Origin of the sequence: Capnocytophaga gingivalis ATCC 33624 (assembly GCF_000174755.1) — a bacterium.
Lineage (GTDB): Bacteria > Bacteroidota > Bacteroidia > Flavobacteriales > Flavobacteriaceae > Capnocytophaga > Capnocytophaga gingivalis.
This window is the reverse complement of the sequence record NZ_ACLQ01000016.1, coordinates 40,524-56,005: the sequence shown is the minus strand read 5'-3', so window position 1 is coordinate 56,005 and position 15,482 is coordinate 40,524. Positions and strand designations below refer to the sequence as shown.

Sequence of the window (15,482 nt, the reverse complement as noted above, 5' to 3'; positions counted from 1 at the left end):
ATGCGAGTGATTATTATCAACGGGCCTAACCTGAACCTCTTGGGGCAGCGTGAGCCCAGTGTATATGGAGCAGATAGCTTTGAGGCATACTTTGCCACCCTTCAGCAGGCTTACCCCCAGTTGGAGCTAAGCTATTTCCAGTCCAACCACGAGGGGGCTCTTTTGGACAAGCTCCATGAGGTGGGCTTTAGCTATGACGGCATTATCCTGAATGCAGGAGCCTATACCCACACCTCCGTGGCGCTACACGATGCCATACGTGCCATCACCACCCCTGTGGTGGAGGTACATATCTCCAATACCTTTGCCCGTGAAGCCTTCCGCCACCACTCTTATATAGCTGCGGTAGCCAAAGGGGTAATTGTAGGCTTTGGTATGGAGAGTTACAGATTAGCTTTAGAAAGTTTTTTATTTAATGATTAATGATCAATGCCAATAATGATTAATTCCTTAACTACTCATTGCTCATTAATCATTAACCATTAATCATTGCTCATTACTCATTGTTCATTAACCATTAACCATTATTATTGATGAAGATAACCTTAGCGATACTTGCGGCCGGTTTGGGGTCGCGTTTTGGGGCAGATAAACAAATCGTGCCCATACATGGAGACTCCATTCTCTTGGATTACTCTATACAAGATGCCTTTGCGGCAGGTTTTGACCAAGTAGTACTGATTGTACGTAGTGAGATAGAGGAGGCACTAAGAACACACCTTGAGAAGAAGTTTCCTTCCGAGAAGCTTGCCTTTGTATGTCAGGACAAGCATAACCCTGTGGAACGTAAGAAGCCATGGGGGACAGGACATGCCTTGCTATGCCTTAAGGAGCTTGTAGATACTCCTTTTCTTATCATCAATGCGGACGACTTCTACGGGCGTCATTCTTTCCAGATGATGGCAGAAGCCTTGCGTACAGGCAAGGAAAAGACGTTCTACTCGGCAGGCTATCGCTTGGGCAATACCCTAAGTGAGAATGGTACGGTATCCCGTGGTATCTGTACGGTAAGTGCTGACAACCAACTCCTTAGCATAGAAGAGCGCACCAAGCTCCTTAAAACAAGTGATGATGAAGCTACCGACGAACGTACAGGAGAGCGCTTTGCCCTCTCGAGCTTCGTATCGATGAACTTCTGGGGCTTTACCCCTGATATATTCGAAATGGGAGTACCTCTCTTTCAGGACTTTATCGCTCAGTACGAGGACGATCCCAAGGCGGAGTTCTACATACCTACCTTGGTGAGCCATGCCATGGCACAGGGCTATGTAGTGGAGGTAGTGCCTACCGATGCTGTATGGTTCGGTATGACCTATCAGGAGGACTTGGCGGTAGTCAAAAGAGAAATAGAGAGACTCAGCAGGGGTCAGTGAACAGGGGTCAGAGAGCAGTGAACAGGGGTCAGAGAGCAGAGGTTACCCCATATTAGCATGAGGGTTTTGCGCTCTGTTGTAGGGGCGATTTGCAAATCGCCCTATGCTGGTGCGTGTGACAGAAATCAGTGAGCAGTGAATAGTGAACAGAGGTCAGTGAGCAGGGGTCAGTGAACGAAGTAATAGGCTAATTACTGATCATTGTTCTCTCTTTTAGAGGGAGAGGGCTTGTTTATTTTTCATAGTAAGTCAGTTTGCGTGTTTCTATAAAAAAAGGTTTGCTTACCCCCGCATCATCTGTTAAATACATAATACGTTCTGTCCAGTTTTTTTGTGAGTCAAAAGAAATGTACTTATATAGTGTAGTTTCTATCCAATCACCATCTTCAGAGAGTATTTCTTTTTCTAAATGCCCTTCTTTGTTGTAAGTATATTTGGTAATCCGTTGTTCTTCTGATAAATTGGTGACAATCAATCTTCTGGAAGAATCATACTTCAGGCTAACCCTATAGTCATAGTCTTGCCTATATTGCCCTACTCCTATAGATCTTTTTTCGATAGGATCACCTTGTGCGTTGTACTTGAAAGTATCAATGCAATAAAGCTCTCCTATTATATAGAGTTTTTCAATGCATTTTCCTTGGACATAGCTATACTTGGAAGCAAGTTCTGGTTCTCCATGATGCTTAGATTCTTGTTTCTTTATTTTTCTACCTTTTTTGTCATAGAAATAATATTGTTGTACAAAGGCGTCTTTTCCTATTTCTTTGACATTTAGCATGTTACCATCTTTATTATAAACAACCTCTTTGGAATAATATCTATATTTTGGGTAGCCATCACGTACTATCTTTCCATCTCTGAGAACAGCATTATAGTAGGTAGTAATTGTTGTTTTTACTTTTCCTTTTAGATTTTCTTCTTGAAGATCCGTTCTTTGTTTTTGTCCAAAAGAGGCAGTAAAACTCATTAAGAAAAGGTAGAAAAATATTGTTTTCATAATAATTTATTAGTGAATTATCGTCTATTGTATTTAGGACACTGAATGTATGGAAGTGACCATTAATCATTGTTCATTAATCATTATATTTACGATTTCCTGTGTAGCGTGGGGTCGAGCGAGCTTTCTGAAGTTATCGGAGAGCTCTTTTCTTTTGGCAGGGTCGCTCCAGAGTGTAGAGAACATAGGGGCGAAGTGCGAGTCAATATCTGCTTCCCGAAGCAGTAGGGCAGCGTTTTGGTCGGCTATTGCTTGGGCGTTCTTGGTTTGGTGATCTTCGGCGACATTGGGAGAGGGTACGAAGATAACGGGCTTGCCTACGACGGCCAGTTCGCTCACAGTACTGGCTCCTGCGCGGGAGAGAATCACATCGGCAATGGCAAAGGCAGCTTTCATGTCTTCCACGAAGGGGAGGACACGCACTTGGGGGCTGTCGTATTGGCGGTATTCCTCGAAGTAGTAAGAGCCACATTGCCAGAGGATTTGTACCTTTTTCTCTTGGAAAAAATCCAAATGTGTTTTTACCAATTCGTTGATTTTTCGAGCCCCTAAGCTCCCACCAATCACCACAAGGGTGAAGGCATCAGGATCAAGAGAAAAGCAAGTAAAAGCCTCAGGATTTTTGTCCTTGATATCGATTACCTCTTCACGGATAGGGTTGCCAGTGAGGAAGATAGGGGAATGAGGGAAATAGCGCTGCATGTGGTCATAGGCGACAAAAACTCCCTTGGCGCCACGGGCTACCCACTTATTGGTAACTCCTGCGTAGGAGTTTTGTTCTTGTATAAAGGAGGGGATACCGAGCCATTGTGCTATTTTCAGGGTAGGGGCGGAGGCATAGCCACCGGTACCGATGACCATATCGGGACGGAACTTCTTGAGGATGCGGTAGGCCTTCCACAGGCTTGAGAGGAGCTTGAAGGGGAAGGCTAAGGTCGAGAGGCTCGCCTTGCGCTGTAGCCCACGTATGGGTAGCCCCACGATAGGATAGCCCGCTTGGGGTACCCGCTGCATTTCCATTTTCCCCTCAGCACCCACAAAGAGGAACTCGGCCGTAGGGAATCTTTTTTTTAGCTCATTGGCTATAGCGATGGCAGGGAAGATGTGACCGCCTGTACCCCCGCCGGAGAGAATGATACGCATTTTGATGTTCAATGATTAATGATTAATGATCAATGATGGGGATAAACAAAAAACTACTTTTCTTGAGGAAAAGTAGTCTCTTAGTTTTTAAATGGTGGTGCCTCCAGGAATCGAACCAGGGACACAAGGATTTTCAGTCCTTTGCTCTACCAACTGAGCTAAGGCACCATGGTTGGTTAATTCGGGTGCAAAGGTACGACTTTTTTTCTTTCCTGCAAGTGTTTTTCAAGAAAAATTCGAAAAAATTTTTCATTAATTTCTATTTTATTGTTTTTCAGTGGTTTAAAATTCATGTTTTTTAATAAACAAAAGTTTAACAAGGAAACCTTTCTTTTTTCTTGTGTAAATGCTAAAAAAGTTGGATATTTGCAATTCGTAACAATAATGACGGCTTGTCTGCCCAAAACAGGGGTGTAGGCGGTCATCATTAACGATCAATCTTTATGAAGATAAGACTTATTTTAGCTTTGCTCATGGTTTCTTTTGCCTATGGGCAGAAGGGCACGAACTCTCCTTTTTCCTATTATGGATTGGGAGATAGGCGTTATGAGGGAAATATTGAGAATGCACTGATGGGCGGGATGAATGCCTATGTGGATTCTACCAGTGTGGATGTGCGCAATCCGGCGTCTTTGGCCAAGCTCAAGCGTACCGTATTTTCTTTGGCTTCGTCCTACGATATTCGCCGTATGCATTCCCAGAGTGATAGCTATTCGGAGCGTACTTTCCTATTGGACTATGTGAACCTTTCGTTTCCTATCTATAAGAACTTAGGTTTTTCAGTAGGCTTGCGTCCGTATACCTCCGTAGGGTATAGACTGTTGTCGAAAGAGACAGTACAGGGGCGCGAACAGTACTATTCCTATGAGGGAAGTGGCGGGGTGAACCAAGCCTATATGGCTTTGGGCTACCAGGTTATAAATGGGCTTCGCATAGGAGTGGCCGGCGGGTTCAACTTCGGTCGTAGCAACCTAAGCAATCTCTATAGCTCACCTGTATTGGCGTACATCACCCGTGAGGACAGTCAGTCCCTATACCGTGGCGGCAGCTTTACCATGGGAGTGCAGTATGAGCGCGCTCTTACCGAAAAGCTCAGCCTCAACACAGGACTTTCCTATAAGCCACAGACCACCCTTAGATCGGATAACAACCTGACCCTCTATTCGCTTTTGCCTAATAATGGCAATTTTATCATCAAAGATAGTCGAGAGGTGACCGATGCTTCTCTGAGGCGTACTCACCTGACTTTGCCCTCCGAATGGGCAATCTCGGCAGGAGTGGGCAACCCTAATGAGTGGTTTGTCGGAGCTACTGCCAATTTTGTACAAATGCAAGATTTTTCCAATCCTTTTGTAACTTCCTCCTTTGTAAGTTATGAAAATGCGTACAAATTCTCAGTAGGAGGATTTTATTTGCCACACAATACAGCGTATACAAAATACTGGAAAAGAGTTACTTATCGTGCTGGGTTCTACTATGAACGTACAGGAATCGTGCTTCGAGACAAGTCCATCAACGATTATGGCATGACTTTTGGAGCTACCCTACCTATGAAAGGACTTTCCAATGTTTCCTTTGGGGCTACTTGGGGGCGCAAGGGAGATACTTCTCTCCTTAAGGAAAACTATTTTACCCTACACTTAGCCCTTACCCTTAGCGATAAGTGGTTCCAGAGAACAAAATACCACTAATCAATGATTAATGAATAATGCTCAATGATTAATGATTAATAATTGATAATTGACAATTGACAATTGATATAACCCCTTAAAAAATAAGAAGATGAAAAAGAAATTATTGTATGGGTTCCTCTTGATGGGGACAGTGACGGCTTTCGCGCAGAAGCAAGATTGCCCTATGAAGGCCTCCGTATATGTGGAGGCAGCCAAGCTAAAAAACTATGATGAGGCGTATCCTTCTTGGAAATTTGTCTATGACAATTGCCCTGAACTCTACCAGTCTACTTTCCAATATGGGGAGCGTATCCTCAGGGATAAGATTAGTAAGGGAGTGGATAAGGATAAATATATCAAAGACTTACAAGAGCTTTATAATAAATATAATCAATATTTTCCACAAAAGTTCTCTGCCGCTAACAACCAAATCCATCAGGCATATATACTCATAGAGCACAATAAGGGTACCAAAGAGGAGCTTTTTGCTCTTTTGGACGGGGTATATAAGCAGGATAAGGATGCTTTTGCCGATGATACCGCTATCTATCAGTACTTTGCTACAGCCTTAGACCTATACAAGGCTAATAAGAAACCCCTACAAGAGGTGTTCGATGTGTATGACAATGTATCTGAAATCATAGAAAATGAGAACAACAAGCTCTCAGTGCGCATGAATGAGCTTTTGCCTAAGGAAGAAGCTAATACACTGACTGAGAAGGAAAAGGGTCAGCTACAAGTAGCCCGTACTCGTGTGGAGAACCTCAAGAACATCACCGAGAGTGTGGATAATTCCTTGGGACAATTGGCGGATTGTAAGAACCTTGTACCTCTTTACCAAAAGGTATATGATGCTAACAAGGACAACACCGAGTGGTTGCGCCGTGCAGCAGCCAAGCTCTCCGACAAGGAGTGTACCACCGATCCGCTATTTGTCAAAATCGTAGAGCGCTTGAACCAGTTAGCCCCATCGGCCTCTTCTGCGCTATACTTGGGTATCCTAAAGGAAAAACAAAAGAATACGACTGAGGCAGTGAAGTACTTCAACCAAGCGGTGGATTTGGAGAAAGACCCCTTGAAGAAGTCAAGCTATTTAGTAAAAATAGCTACCAAATACTCTGGTAGCACTGCGGTGAGCTATGCACAGAAAGCCTTGTCCTTCAATCCGTCCAATGCTTCTGCTTATCAGGTAATGGCACAGGCGTATGCCTCTGCGGCGAATGATTGTGGTACTACTGCTTTCGAAAAGCGCGCTGTATACTGGCTGGCAGCCTCTACCGCAAGAAAAGGAGGCTTGGAGAAATTGGCAGCACACTATGATAAGCTCGCTCCCTCACGTGCCGATATATTCAGTTCAGGCTTGGCAGGGAAGACCATCACCTTCAAGTGTTGGATAGGCCAATCGGTTAAGGTACCACAGTTATGATACACACATATATAAAGGTATATTTTCTTAAGAACATTGTAGGGCTTCTTGTCCTTACAATGTTTTTCTCGTGTGAAGAGGCGGCTAAGAAAAGCGCAGATTCACAGGAGAAAATACCCAATGGGGAGACGTATAATTTCCGCCTTATCTACACCGATTCGACCAAGGTAAGGACGGTACTGGAGAGTGCACTGAACAAGGATTTTTCCACTCAGAAGTTTCCCTATACGGAGTTTCCTAAGGGCTTGGTGCTCAAGCTCTATGATGAGCAGGCACATGAGAATATCATCAAGGCGCGGTATGGCATCTATTACCTGCCTACTCAGATGGTGCAACTGCGTGATAGTGTGGAGATTATCACCTATGATGGCAAGGTGCTTAAGACCTCAGAGCTCTTCTGGCAAGCCAATACCGACTGGGTATTCACCGAGCAACCTTTTGAGTATATAGACAGCCTACAGGGCTCCATTACCAAGGGGATAGGCATGGATTTCGATAAGCGATTCACCCACCTAAAAGCCCATAAAATCACAGGAATTATACCCGTGAAGGAGTAGTGAGCAGTGAACAGAGGTCAGTGAGCAGTGAACAGAGGTTGCCCCATATTAGCATGAGGGTTTTTGCGCTCTGTTGTAGGGGCGATTTGCAAATCGCCCTATGCTGGTGCATGTGACAGAGGTCAGTGAGCAGAGGTCAGAGTATTAATCCTTAAAAATTGAACATTAAAAATTAATCATTAAATAAGTTGTTAACATCGATTATTATCATACTTGTATTGCTTTTCTTCTCTGCGTATTTCTCAGGGATGGAGATAGCGTATGTTTCCTCGAACAAGGTACAACTGGAGATAGAGAAGAAACAAGGAGGGGTTATCGGAAGTATTTTAGAGAAACTCACCCGCAAGCCGTCCAAGTTTATCGCAACCATGTTGGTAGGAAACAATGTCACCTTGGTGATCTATGGAATAGAGATGGGCAAGTTGATTCTAAGCTACCTACCAGAATATTTTCATGGGATACTCTGGCAGACGATTATTTCGACCTTAGTGATTGTCATCACAGGAGAGTTCCTGCCGAAGGTTTTCTTTCAGATATATTCCAATACACTACTTAGAGCCCTCTCGCCGGTGACCTATGTGCTTTATTTGATATTTTCCCCGATCACAGCTTTTGTTATTTGGTTGTCGGACAATATCCTGCACGTATTTTTCAATACCCAAGGCGATGTGACTCGTTTGACCTTTTCCAAGGAAGAATTGGAGAATTACATTTCTGAGCAGATAGAGAACATGTCCGAGGATAAGACGATGGATAGTGAGGTGCAGATATTCCAAAATGCCTTAGGCTTTTCCCAAGTAAAGGCACGGGATATCATGAAGCCCCGCACGGAGATCATCGCCATCAGTATACAGGAGAGTGTGGCCTGTCTCAGAGACCTTTTTGTACGTTCGAATTATTCAAAAATCCTTGTGTATCAGGAGAATATAGATGATATCATCGGTTATGTACATGCCTTTGACCTCTTCAAGAAGCCTAAGACCATACGAGAGTTTTTGCGTCCGATTACCTTTGTTCCCGAGACGATATACATCTCCAAGCTCTTGGATACGCTGACCAAGAAGCACCAGAGTATGGCGATTGTCTTTGACGAATACGGGGGTACTTCGGGCTTGGTGACCCTTGAGGACATCGTGGAGGAACTCTTCGGGGAGATAGAGGACGAGCACGACCAGATACATACCAAGGAGCTCCCCATCTCGGACAAGGAGTATGTGTTCTCAGCACGCTTGGAAGTGGAGTACCTCAATGAGAAATACAAGTTAGCCCTCCCCGAGAGCGAGAACTACGACACCTTAGGAGGCTTGGTGACGGACGTACATGAGTCGATCCCTGAGCGTAACGAAGAGATAGAGATAGATCGCTTCCGCTTCTTGGTAGAAGAAGTCTCTGACAATAGGATTATTACCGTGAGAGTCTTTATTAATGATTAATGATCAATGACTTAAGGGAGTGGAAAGAGGGAGCGGTAAGCGGAGGCTTTATGTAGGATTTGGTGTGCAAAGATTTTTTGCACACCAAATCTTATTTTTTAGGGGAAGAGGATACTACTTCAAGAATTTTTTATACCTTTGTTCCAAGTTGGTAGTCGTGTTTGAAGGTTTGAAAGGCAATCACATGTTTTCCTTTTTTATTTTTTGAAATCAAAATGCACAAAGGATAGTCTATATCTTAGATAGTAATCATACGTTGCATATTTTTGAAAGAGAGGAATAACTTTGATCAGCTGTATATTATCCAACAAGGAGGTAGAGGTATTACAAAAGAAGGTATCATAAAAAAACTTGAAAGTGCTATAGCTAAAGATGCTGAAGGAGTCTATAAAGCTAATGAATCTATTTGGTTAAATATGGGTATTGAATCAGCCGAAGACTTAAGAGATTTCGCAAAAACTAAAAAATTATCAACTTCTACTAAATATAGTTCATTTCAAGAAAGTATTAAAGTAACATTTTAATTTATGAAGTTTAAAAAAATAAAAGAAATCCAAAAAGTAAAAGCTTTTGACCCAAAAACAGAGGTGTATTCAGTATATGAACCTACTAAAGGAATATTTTTTAATGAGGTTTTTATACCTTTAGAAAATGTACCATTAGACATAATAGCAATAGATCAAAAAATCTTCACAGTAGATGGAGCAAGATGTTTAAAAATATGGCAAGATGGGATACTTTTAAAAACTATTGAAAAAGCAGATTTATTATCTCCTTCTAATGATAAATGGGTTTGGAAGTATTATCTTGATAAAAAAGATTACAAAAATTACTTCAATATTCTTGATTTAGAGATCAACCAGCTAATTTTCAAAGAGTATATCCCATATAAGCTATATGTAGAAAAAAATATCATTATAGCGTATGATATTTTTGAGGGAGAGATAAAGCGTATCAATACCGATATAGAAACACTTTGGCAATTTACCATTGCTTCCTTAGGGGATTCTCCTTATCCTGATGAAGAGGATAAAATATACAAAATGATAGGTATTGTACACGGGAATCTATGGGTTTATACGCAACAATACCGCTTAATTGTCTTAGATATCGAAACGGGATGTGTACAATACCATACCGATTGCTTTGGCGTTCAGTTAGATGAAGTTACTAAAAATATTTTTTCTATCGCTTCAAATGGTTGGACAGTTATAGATACTCAAACACTTACAGTGAAAGAGAGTTACTTCTTTTCAGAAGAAGACCCTAATATGGGACAATATAAATCTATATTTGACCCTTTACTACAAGGAGATTATTTTACATTTGTAGGTTCTAAACCTAAGGAACATTGGGGTATCGGTTGGATAGGTATTTTTGATTACAAAGCAAGAAAATTAGTATGGGAACACGAACTCATTCCTGAAGAAGAAAGAAAAAATACTCGCAATCACTTAGCGGCTACCCAACCCTTATATATGAGTGGTAATAAACTATATATCAAAGATGTAAAAGATAATTTGTACATTTTTGAAAGAGAGGAATAGAATATTTACTTTGTTTAAAGACTTAGGACAATATAAAGCCTATTTAAGAGCAATAGATAATTTTGACCAGCTGTATATTATCCAACAAGGAGGTAGAGGTATTACAAAAGAAGATATCATTAAAAGACTTGAAAGTGCTATAGCTAAAGATTTAGAGAACTGATAAATTCATTAAGAAGATTTGATGTTGCAGGAGAGTTTGCCAAAGGGAAAAAATTAGTAGAACAAACAATAGAATGGGGTGAGAAGAAGATTAAATTGGTTTGGAAGAGGATAGGAGACAAGATAGATTTTGGAGATAGAAATATCCTTGCTAAGATATTGGGGACTACAGAAAATATAGAAACACATCATGTTATTCCTTGGAATATATGTAAAAATAATGAAATTGGCAGCCTTAGATGGTTTTCATCCAAATATGTTACAGAATGGTATAGGACTGGAAAAATATACTGAACTCATTGGAAATGGTATACACGGAAATCATCCAGTTTATAATAAGTATGTAAATTCTAAATTAGATAAGTTTTTAGAAAAAATCCGAATATAACACCAGAACAAGCAAATAAATTCTTACAAGAAGAATTGATTCCTGATTTAAAAAAGAAAAATCATAGATGCAAAAGACTCAGGAATAAATCTAAACGAATATTTTAAAAAAATTAATAAATGAAATACTTTACTATAGATGAATCTATTGACTTAGATATGATTGGAGAATATCCACAAGTGTCCCCAACAGAAAATTGTGTATTGGGCTCTCCATTCTCCAATGAAAGACTTTCTTTTGGAGAGATTCCTAATAAAATACCTTATTTAGAATTAGAGTTTAATAAAAAGGCTAAAAAAAACAGATCTATTGAGCTCTTATAATTCACACTGGGGAATTTTGATTAATAAGAAAATAAAAAGGATTATTGTAAACTTTAATATCCCCACTTCTAAATTTTACTCTTTTATCTTATTGGAAAATAGAATAATTATAAAAGATTATTATTTATTCCGTTTTTACGATGATATTTTCCAATATATAGATATGAAAAAATCCAAATTCATACTAGAATGGAGAGATATTATCCAAGAATTCTGTTTTACTTCAAAAGATTTCTTTAAATCAAAAAAGAAAAAAACTTTTGAAGATTTTGAAACAGAACTCATAATTAAAGAAGTTTACTTATTAAATTCTTTTCCCCAATATGATATATTTCATTTTGAGGGAAGAAATATTATATCCGAAAAATTATTGAATGCTTTTATAGAAAACAATATAACAGGCTATGAAGTATCAGAATATGATGTTCTGAAATTGGAGTAAGAGATATTTCTCTAAGATAGTTTCCTCAAAGAAGGCTTTTAGAGGCTCGGTTGTCTTGCTATAGTTGTATATTTCATAAAATCAAATACTTATGTATATCTCTCTCTGTTAGAACAAGGTGTGAATAAATAAAGGAAATAAAACTTTCAAAATTGGTAAAAATTTTGTAATTTCGCACCCGATTTTTTGGGTTGTCAGTTTGTCAGTGAACAGTTGTCAGTGAACAGTTGTCGGTGAGAGGATGAGAACTCAAAATTCAAAACTCAAAATTCAAAACTAAAAAAATGGCCGTTTTAGAAAAAATCAGAAAACGTACTGTATTCCTAATCCTGGTAATTGGATTAGCGCTTTTTGCCTTTGTTATCTCCGGTATTTTCAGCCGTAACACCACCCCTGACCAATTGGTGATAGGGAGTGTAAATGGGGATGATATCTCCTATCGAGAGTTCTCTACTCAAGTGGAGAACACCACCCGCAACATGGGGGGAAGCATAGGACAAGGCTATATCGTCAATGCTCTATGGCAACAGGCGGTACAAGGGAAAATCATAGACCAACAGTTCGAAAAGCTGGGAATCTCAGTGGGCAAAGAGCAGATCTTTGCCATGATCAAGCGTGTACCTCAGTATGCACAAGACCCTCAGTTTCAGGATGAAAAAGGGCAATTCTCCATAGCTAAGTTTGCCCAAGTGATCGCTCAGATCAAGAAGGTCAACCCCGCCCAGTACCAACAATGGCAAGCAGAAGAGAAATCCTATGTGGATGCTGCCAAGCGTGAGCTATACCTTAGCCTAATTCGTGCTGGATTGGGTGTGACTCTCAAGGACGGAGAGGATGCCTACCACCGTCAAGCGGACAAAGTAACCTTCAACTATGTAACCTTGCCTTACACAAGTATTCCTGATAGTGAGGTCAAGGTAAGCGATGCTGAGATAGATGCGTATGTAAAAGCTCACAAAAAACAGTTCGAGCAGAAAGAAATGCGCAATATTCAGTTCGTATGGGTTACTGAGACTGCCTCAGAAGCGGATATCAAGCAGGTAGAGCAGAGCCTACAAGCCCTTAACGCTCCCAGAGTGGTATATAATAGCCAAAGACAAGCCAACGATACCCTTCCTGGCTTCGGCGCCTTGGCAGCTAAGGATGTGCCACAGTTCGTAAATGAAAATTCTGATGTGCCTTTCGATAGCCTCTATGTAAGTAAGGACAGGCTTCCTGCCGATCATGCTGAGGCACTCTACAACCTCCCTGTAGGAGACCTCTATGGCCCTTACAAAGAAGCCAATACTTATCGCTATACCCGTATGCTCTCCAAAAAGCCTAATGCCCAAATGAGAGCAAGCCATATTCTTATCGCTTATAAGGGTTCTCTCCCAGGTAATGAGACCATCACTCGTAGCAAGGAAGAAGCCAAAGCAAAAGCGGAAGATATCTTGGCAAAAGTAAAAGCAGGAGAGGACTATGCTGCCTTGGCAATGGTTAATTCCGATGACTCGTCCAACGCTCCTAATGGGGGAGACCTCGACTTCTTCTCACCAGGGATGATGGTACCTACCTTCAACGACTATGTATTCCATGGAAAAGTAGGTGATATAGGGCTTGTGGAAACGAATTTCGGATTCCATATCATCAAGATTACTGACCAGAGAGAAGGGGTACAATTGGCTACCATTGTACGCAATATTGAGCCTTCTAAAGCGACACAGAACGAAATCTATACCAAGCTTACCGCCTTCAACGAACAAGCGCTACAGCATCCTAAGGACTTTGCTTCCTTGGCAGCTAAAGCGGGATACAATGTATTGCCTGCTAATAACTTGGATGCTATGGCAGAAGATATCCCAGGTCTGGGTAACAACCGCGCCTTGGTCAGATGGGCTTTTGCAGATGATACCAAAGTAGGTGATATACACCGTGAAGATGTTAAGGATGGTTATATAATCGCACAGCTTACTAAGAAGATCAGCGAGGGAGTAGCCTCAGCCTCCGATGCGCGTCCTATAGTAGCGCCTATCCTTATCAAAGAGAAGAAAGCCAAACAGCTTTCAGAGAAGCTCAAGGGAAGTACCTTGGAGCAAGTAGCGCAAGCCTCTGGACAGGCTGGAAATATACAAACAGCAGAGAATGTAACCCAAGAATATCCAGCCCTTCCCGGACAAGGAAGTGAACCAAGTGTGTTGGGCGCTGCTTTTGCCTTGCCTCAAGGAAAAGTAAGCCAACCAATCGCAGGGGACAACGGGGTATACGTTATTCAAGTGACACAGAAGGACATCGCTCCTGCATTGCCTAACTATAGTAGTTACATGGCGCCTTTGAGAAACCAGAAGCTCAACCGTGCTTCTCAGGATCTTTTCTCAGCCTTGGAAGCTACTGCCGATATTAAGGATAATAGAGCTAAATTCTACTAAGATACTCAATTCTTAATTTTTCGCATTGCGAATATTCATCATTAACTATTTTTTAATTCATCGACTTTGCCAATACCTACAGGGATTGGCAAAGTTTTTTTATGTGCAAAAGTCAAAAAAATCTTTGTTGATAAAAAAAGTGGGAGAAAGTGGGAGAAAGTGGGAAAAAGTTTGTACCTTTGACCCGATAAAATGACTCAAAGTGATACAGACTTTTGTAACATACGAATGCAAGGCGGACTCCAAGGGGCGTGTGACGATCCCTGTGGGGCTTAAAGCCGTGTTAGAGAGTGAGTTACACAAGGGATTTATTCTAAAGCCTTCGATTTTTAAGGGGTGTATAGAGCTGTATCCGCAGGGCGAATGGCAGGAGATTATGGAGAAGATGCGCTCGAAATTGAATCTTTTTTCCAAGCAACACTTGGATTATTTGCGCAAGTACACGGCGGGGGTCAAGGAAGTAGAGGTGGACGGCTCCGGGCGTTTTCTCATTCCTAAGCCTTTGTTGGAATTTGCCAAGATCGATAAGGAAGTCGTTTTGGCTCCTGCCCTGAACTTCATAGAAGTGTGGGACAGAGAGTGTTATGAGGCGGAAATAGCCAGTATCGATGAGGAGGCGTTCATGGCGCTGACGGAAAAAATTATGGGAGCAGATGCAGGAGAATAGTTATCACATACCGGTACTCCTTCAGGAGTGTATCGAGGGGCTATCGATAGATCCTGCAGGTACTTACGTGGATGTAACCTTCGGAGGAGGGGGGCATTCGCGTGCCATTTTGGAGCGGCTTTCCCCCCAGGGAAGGTTGTTTGCCTTTGACCAAGACCCACAGGCACAAGCCAATGCGATTGCCGATGACCGCTTTACCCTTATAGGGCAGAACTTCAGGCATATCAAGCGTTTTTTACGCTTCTATGGGGTGAAGGAAGTATCGGGGGTATTGGGGGATTTTGGGGTCTCCTCCCACCAGTTTGACACTGCCGAACGTGGTTTCTCCATTCGTATGGAGGGGGAACTGGATATGCGTATGAACCCTGAGCAACCACTTTCCGCAAAGGAAGTGGTCAATGGTTACTCGCAGGAGGAGCTTAGTGAGATCTTCTTTCGCTATGGGGAGCTTTCCCAAAGTAGGAAATTGGCACAGGCCATCGTGCAGCGCAGAGAGACCGCACCGATCGCCACCACTGCCGATCTCAAGGAGGTCGTACAGAAATATTTTCCTAAGAACCAGGAAAACAAACATTTAGCGCAGCTGTATCAAGCCATTCGCATCGAGGTGAATCAGGAGCTGAGTGCCTTGGAGGAATTGCTTTTGCAACTGCCTGATATAGTGAAGCCTATGGGGCGTATAGCCTTGATCAGCTACCACTCTTTGGAGGATAGGCTCATCAAGCGCTTTATCCGCGATGGGCAGTTCTCAGGAGAGCCTGAGAAGGATTTTTATGGGAATATACAAGTGCCTTTCCGCAAGGTAGGCAAGCCCATCCTGCCCACTGCCGAGGAGATAGCCCGCAACAACCGCGCTCGTAGCGCCAAGCTCAGAGTAGCAGAACGAGTTTTGAGTGAAGAGTGAAGAGTGAAGAGTGAAAAGTGAAGAGTGAAGAATGAG

At 41.8% G+C, this 15,482-nt stretch carries 18 protein-coding genes and 1 tRNA gene; 15 read left to right on the top strand and 4 right to left on the bottom strand.

From position 1 onward, the window contains the following. Together aroQ and CAPGI0001_RS04940 are read left to right on the top strand one after the other, a co-directional pair. On the top strand, positions 1–423 hold the full coding sequence (gene aroQ / locus CAPGI0001_RS04945) for a type II 3-dehydroquinate dehydratase (RefSeq protein WP_002667310.1): 423 nt from the start codon (positions 1–3) through the stop codon (positions 421–423). 110 nt (positions 424–533) lie between these two features. After that, the gene (locus tag CAPGI0001_RS04940; RefSeq protein WP_002667488.1) at positions 534–1,373 is read left to right on the top strand and encodes a nucleotidyltransferase family protein; all 840 of its coding nucleotides are present in this window, start codon (positions 534–536) and stop codon (positions 1,371–1,373) included. A 232-nt stretch (positions 1,374–1,605) separates the two neighbouring features. On the opposite strand, the gene CAPGI0001_RS04935 is transcribed toward CAPGI0001_RS04940, so the two are convergent. The 4 genes from CAPGI0001_RS04935 to CAPGI0001_RS04920 form a co-directional block, all read right to left on the bottom strand. After that, positions 1,606–2,373, bottom strand: coding sequence for a hypothetical protein (locus tag CAPGI0001_RS04935; protein ID WP_002667486.1), 768 nt, complete (start codon positions 2,371–2,373; stop codon positions 1,606–1,608). 66 nt (positions 2,374–2,439) lie between these two features. Continuing rightward, positions 2,440–3,516, bottom strand: coding sequence for an undecaprenyldiphospho-muramoylpentapeptide beta-N-acetylglucosaminyltransferase (gene murG / locus CAPGI0001_RS04930; RefSeq protein ID WP_002667512.1), 1,077 nt, complete (start codon positions 3,514–3,516; stop codon positions 2,440–2,442). Between the two features lie 92 nt (positions 3,517–3,608). Further along, positions 3,609–3,684, bottom strand: a tRNA-Phe gene (locus CAPGI0001_RS04925). An 8-nt stretch (positions 3,685–3,692) separates the two neighbouring features. After that, positions 3,693–3,944: a hypothetical protein gene (locus CAPGI0001_RS04920; RefSeq protein WP_040359698.1), complete on the bottom strand. Its 252-nt coding sequence runs from the start codon at positions 3,942–3,944 to the stop codon at positions 3,693–3,695. A gap of 15 nt (positions 3,945–3,959) precedes the next feature. Between CAPGI0001_RS04920 and bamG the strand changes: the two genes are divergently transcribed. From bamG to rsmH, 13 genes are all read left to right on the top strand, one after another. Next, positions 3,960–5,207, top strand: a complete 1,248-nt coding sequence (gene bamG / locus CAPGI0001_RS04915) for a BamG family beta-barrel-assembly machinery protein (RefSeq protein WP_002667611.1) — start codon at positions 3,960–3,962, stop codon at positions 5,205–5,207. Between the two features lie 91 nt (positions 5,208–5,298). Beyond that, a complete protein-coding gene (locus CAPGI0001_RS04910; RefSeq protein WP_002667405.1) occupies positions 5,299–6,615 on the top strand; it encodes a tetratricopeptide repeat protein in 1,317 nt (438 codons plus the stop codon). Continuing rightward, positions 6,612–7,172, top strand: coding sequence for an LPS export ABC transporter periplasmic protein LptC (gene lptC, locus CAPGI0001_RS04905; protein ID WP_002667613.1), 561 nt, complete (start codon positions 6,612–6,614; stop codon positions 7,170–7,172). Before CAPGI0001_RS04910 ends, lptC begins: the two co-directional genes overlap by 4 nt. A gap of 188 nt (positions 7,173–7,360) precedes the next feature. Further along, a complete protein-coding gene (locus tag CAPGI0001_RS04900) occupies positions 7,361–8,605 on the top strand; it encodes a hemolysin family protein (RefSeq protein WP_002667371.1) in 1,245 nt (414 codons plus the stop codon). 266 nt (positions 8,606–8,871) lie between these two features. Further along, on the top strand, positions 8,872–9,129 hold the full coding sequence (locus tag CAPGI0001_RS04895; protein ID WP_248601300.1) for a chaperone HtpG: 258 nt from the start codon (positions 8,872–8,874) through the stop codon (positions 9,127–9,129). A 3-nt stretch (positions 9,130–9,132) separates the two neighbouring features. After that, the gene (locus CAPGI0001_RS04890; protein ID WP_002667277.1) at positions 9,133–10,152 is read left to right on the top strand and encodes a hypothetical protein; all 1,020 of its coding nucleotides are present in this window, start codon (positions 9,133–9,135) and stop codon (positions 10,150–10,152) included. Further along, positions 10,136–10,315, top strand: coding sequence for a hypothetical protein (locus tag CAPGI0001_RS04885; protein ID WP_248601299.1), 180 nt, complete (start codon positions 10,136–10,138; stop codon positions 10,313–10,315). Before CAPGI0001_RS04890 ends, CAPGI0001_RS04885 begins: the two co-directional genes overlap by 17 nt. A 219-nt stretch (positions 10,316–10,534) precedes the next feature. After that, the gene (locus CAPGI0001_RS04880) at positions 10,535–10,702 is read left to right on the top strand and encodes a hypothetical protein (RefSeq protein ID WP_162013386.1); all 168 of its coding nucleotides are present in this window, start codon (positions 10,535–10,537) and stop codon (positions 10,700–10,702) included. 119 nt (positions 10,703–10,821) lie between these two features. Further along, positions 10,822–11,025: a hypothetical protein gene (locus CAPGI0001_RS04875; RefSeq protein WP_002667615.1), complete on the top strand. Its 204-nt coding sequence runs from the start codon at positions 10,822–10,824 to the stop codon at positions 11,023–11,025. 163 nt (positions 11,026–11,188) lie between these two features. After that, a complete protein-coding gene (locus tag CAPGI0001_RS12930; RefSeq protein ID WP_155813441.1) occupies positions 11,189–11,467 on the top strand; it encodes a hypothetical protein in 279 nt (92 codons plus the stop codon). Between the two features lie 284 nt (positions 11,468–11,751). Beyond that, positions 11,752–13,875: a peptidylprolyl isomerase gene (locus CAPGI0001_RS04865; protein ID WP_002667334.1), complete on the top strand. Its 2,124-nt coding sequence runs from the start codon at positions 11,752–11,754 to the stop codon at positions 13,873–13,875. Positions 13,876–14,077: 202 nt separating this feature from the next. Continuing rightward, positions 14,078–14,542, top strand: a complete 465-nt coding sequence (locus CAPGI0001_RS04860; protein ID WP_002667373.1) for a division/cell wall cluster transcriptional repressor MraZ — start codon at positions 14,078–14,080, stop codon at positions 14,540–14,542. Further along, positions 14,529–15,446 carry a 16S rRNA (cytosine(1402)-N(4))-methyltransferase RsmH gene (gene rsmH / locus CAPGI0001_RS04855; RefSeq protein ID WP_002667606.1) on the top strand — a complete coding sequence of 306 codons (918 nt, stop codon included), beginning with the start codon at positions 14,529–14,531 and terminating at the stop codon, positions 15,444–15,446. The genes CAPGI0001_RS04860 and rsmH overlap by 14 nt, the downstream gene beginning before the upstream one ends. The last annotated feature ends 36 nt before the right edge of the window (positions 15,447–15,482 follow it).

Coding starts and splice junctions, on each gene's coding strand:
- aroQ (WP_002667310.1), top strand. CDS start 1: ATGCGAGTGATTATTATCAACGGGCCTAACCTGAACCTCTTGGGGCAG.
- CAPGI0001_RS04940 (WP_002667488.1), top strand. CDS start 534: ATGAAGATAACCTTAGCGATACTTGCGGCCGGTTTGGGGTCGCGTTTT.
- CAPGI0001_RS04935 (WP_002667486.1), bottom strand. CDS start 2,373: ATGAAAACAATATTTTTCTACCTTTTCTTAATGAGTTTTACTGCCTCT.
- murG (WP_002667512.1), bottom strand. CDS start 3,516: ATGCGTATCATTCTCTCCGGCGGGGGTACAGGCGGTCACATCTTCCCT.
- CAPGI0001_RS04920 (WP_040359698.1), bottom strand. CDS start 3,944: ATGATGACCGCCTACACCCCTGTTTTGGGCAGACAAGCCGTCATTATT.
- bamG (WP_002667611.1), top strand. CDS start 3,960: ATGAAGATAAGACTTATTTTAGCTTTGCTCATGGTTTCTTTTGCCTAT.
- CAPGI0001_RS04910 (WP_002667405.1), top strand. CDS start 5,299: ATGAAAAAGAAATTATTGTATGGGTTCCTCTTGATGGGGACAGTGACG.
- lptC (WP_002667613.1), top strand. CDS start 6,612: ATGATACACACATATATAAAGGTATATTTTCTTAAGAACATTGTAGGG.
- CAPGI0001_RS04890 (WP_002667277.1), top strand. CDS start 9,133: ATGAAGTTTAAAAAAATAAAAGAAATCCAAAAAGTAAAAGCTTTTGAC.
- CAPGI0001_RS04880 (WP_162013386.1), top strand. CDS start 10,535: ATGAAATTGGCAGCCTTAGATGGTTTTCATCCAAATATGTTACAGAAT.
- CAPGI0001_RS04875 (WP_002667615.1), top strand. CDS start 10,822: ATGAAATACTTTACTATAGATGAATCTATTGACTTAGATATGATTGGA.
- CAPGI0001_RS12930 (WP_155813441.1), top strand. CDS start 11,189: ATGAAAAAATCCAAATTCATACTAGAATGGAGAGATATTATCCAAGAA.
- CAPGI0001_RS04865 (WP_002667334.1), top strand. CDS start 11,752: ATGGCCGTTTTAGAAAAAATCAGAAAACGTACTGTATTCCTAATCCTG.
- rsmH (WP_002667606.1), top strand. CDS start 14,529: ATGCAGGAGAATAGTTATCACATACCGGTACTCCTTCAGGAGTGTATC.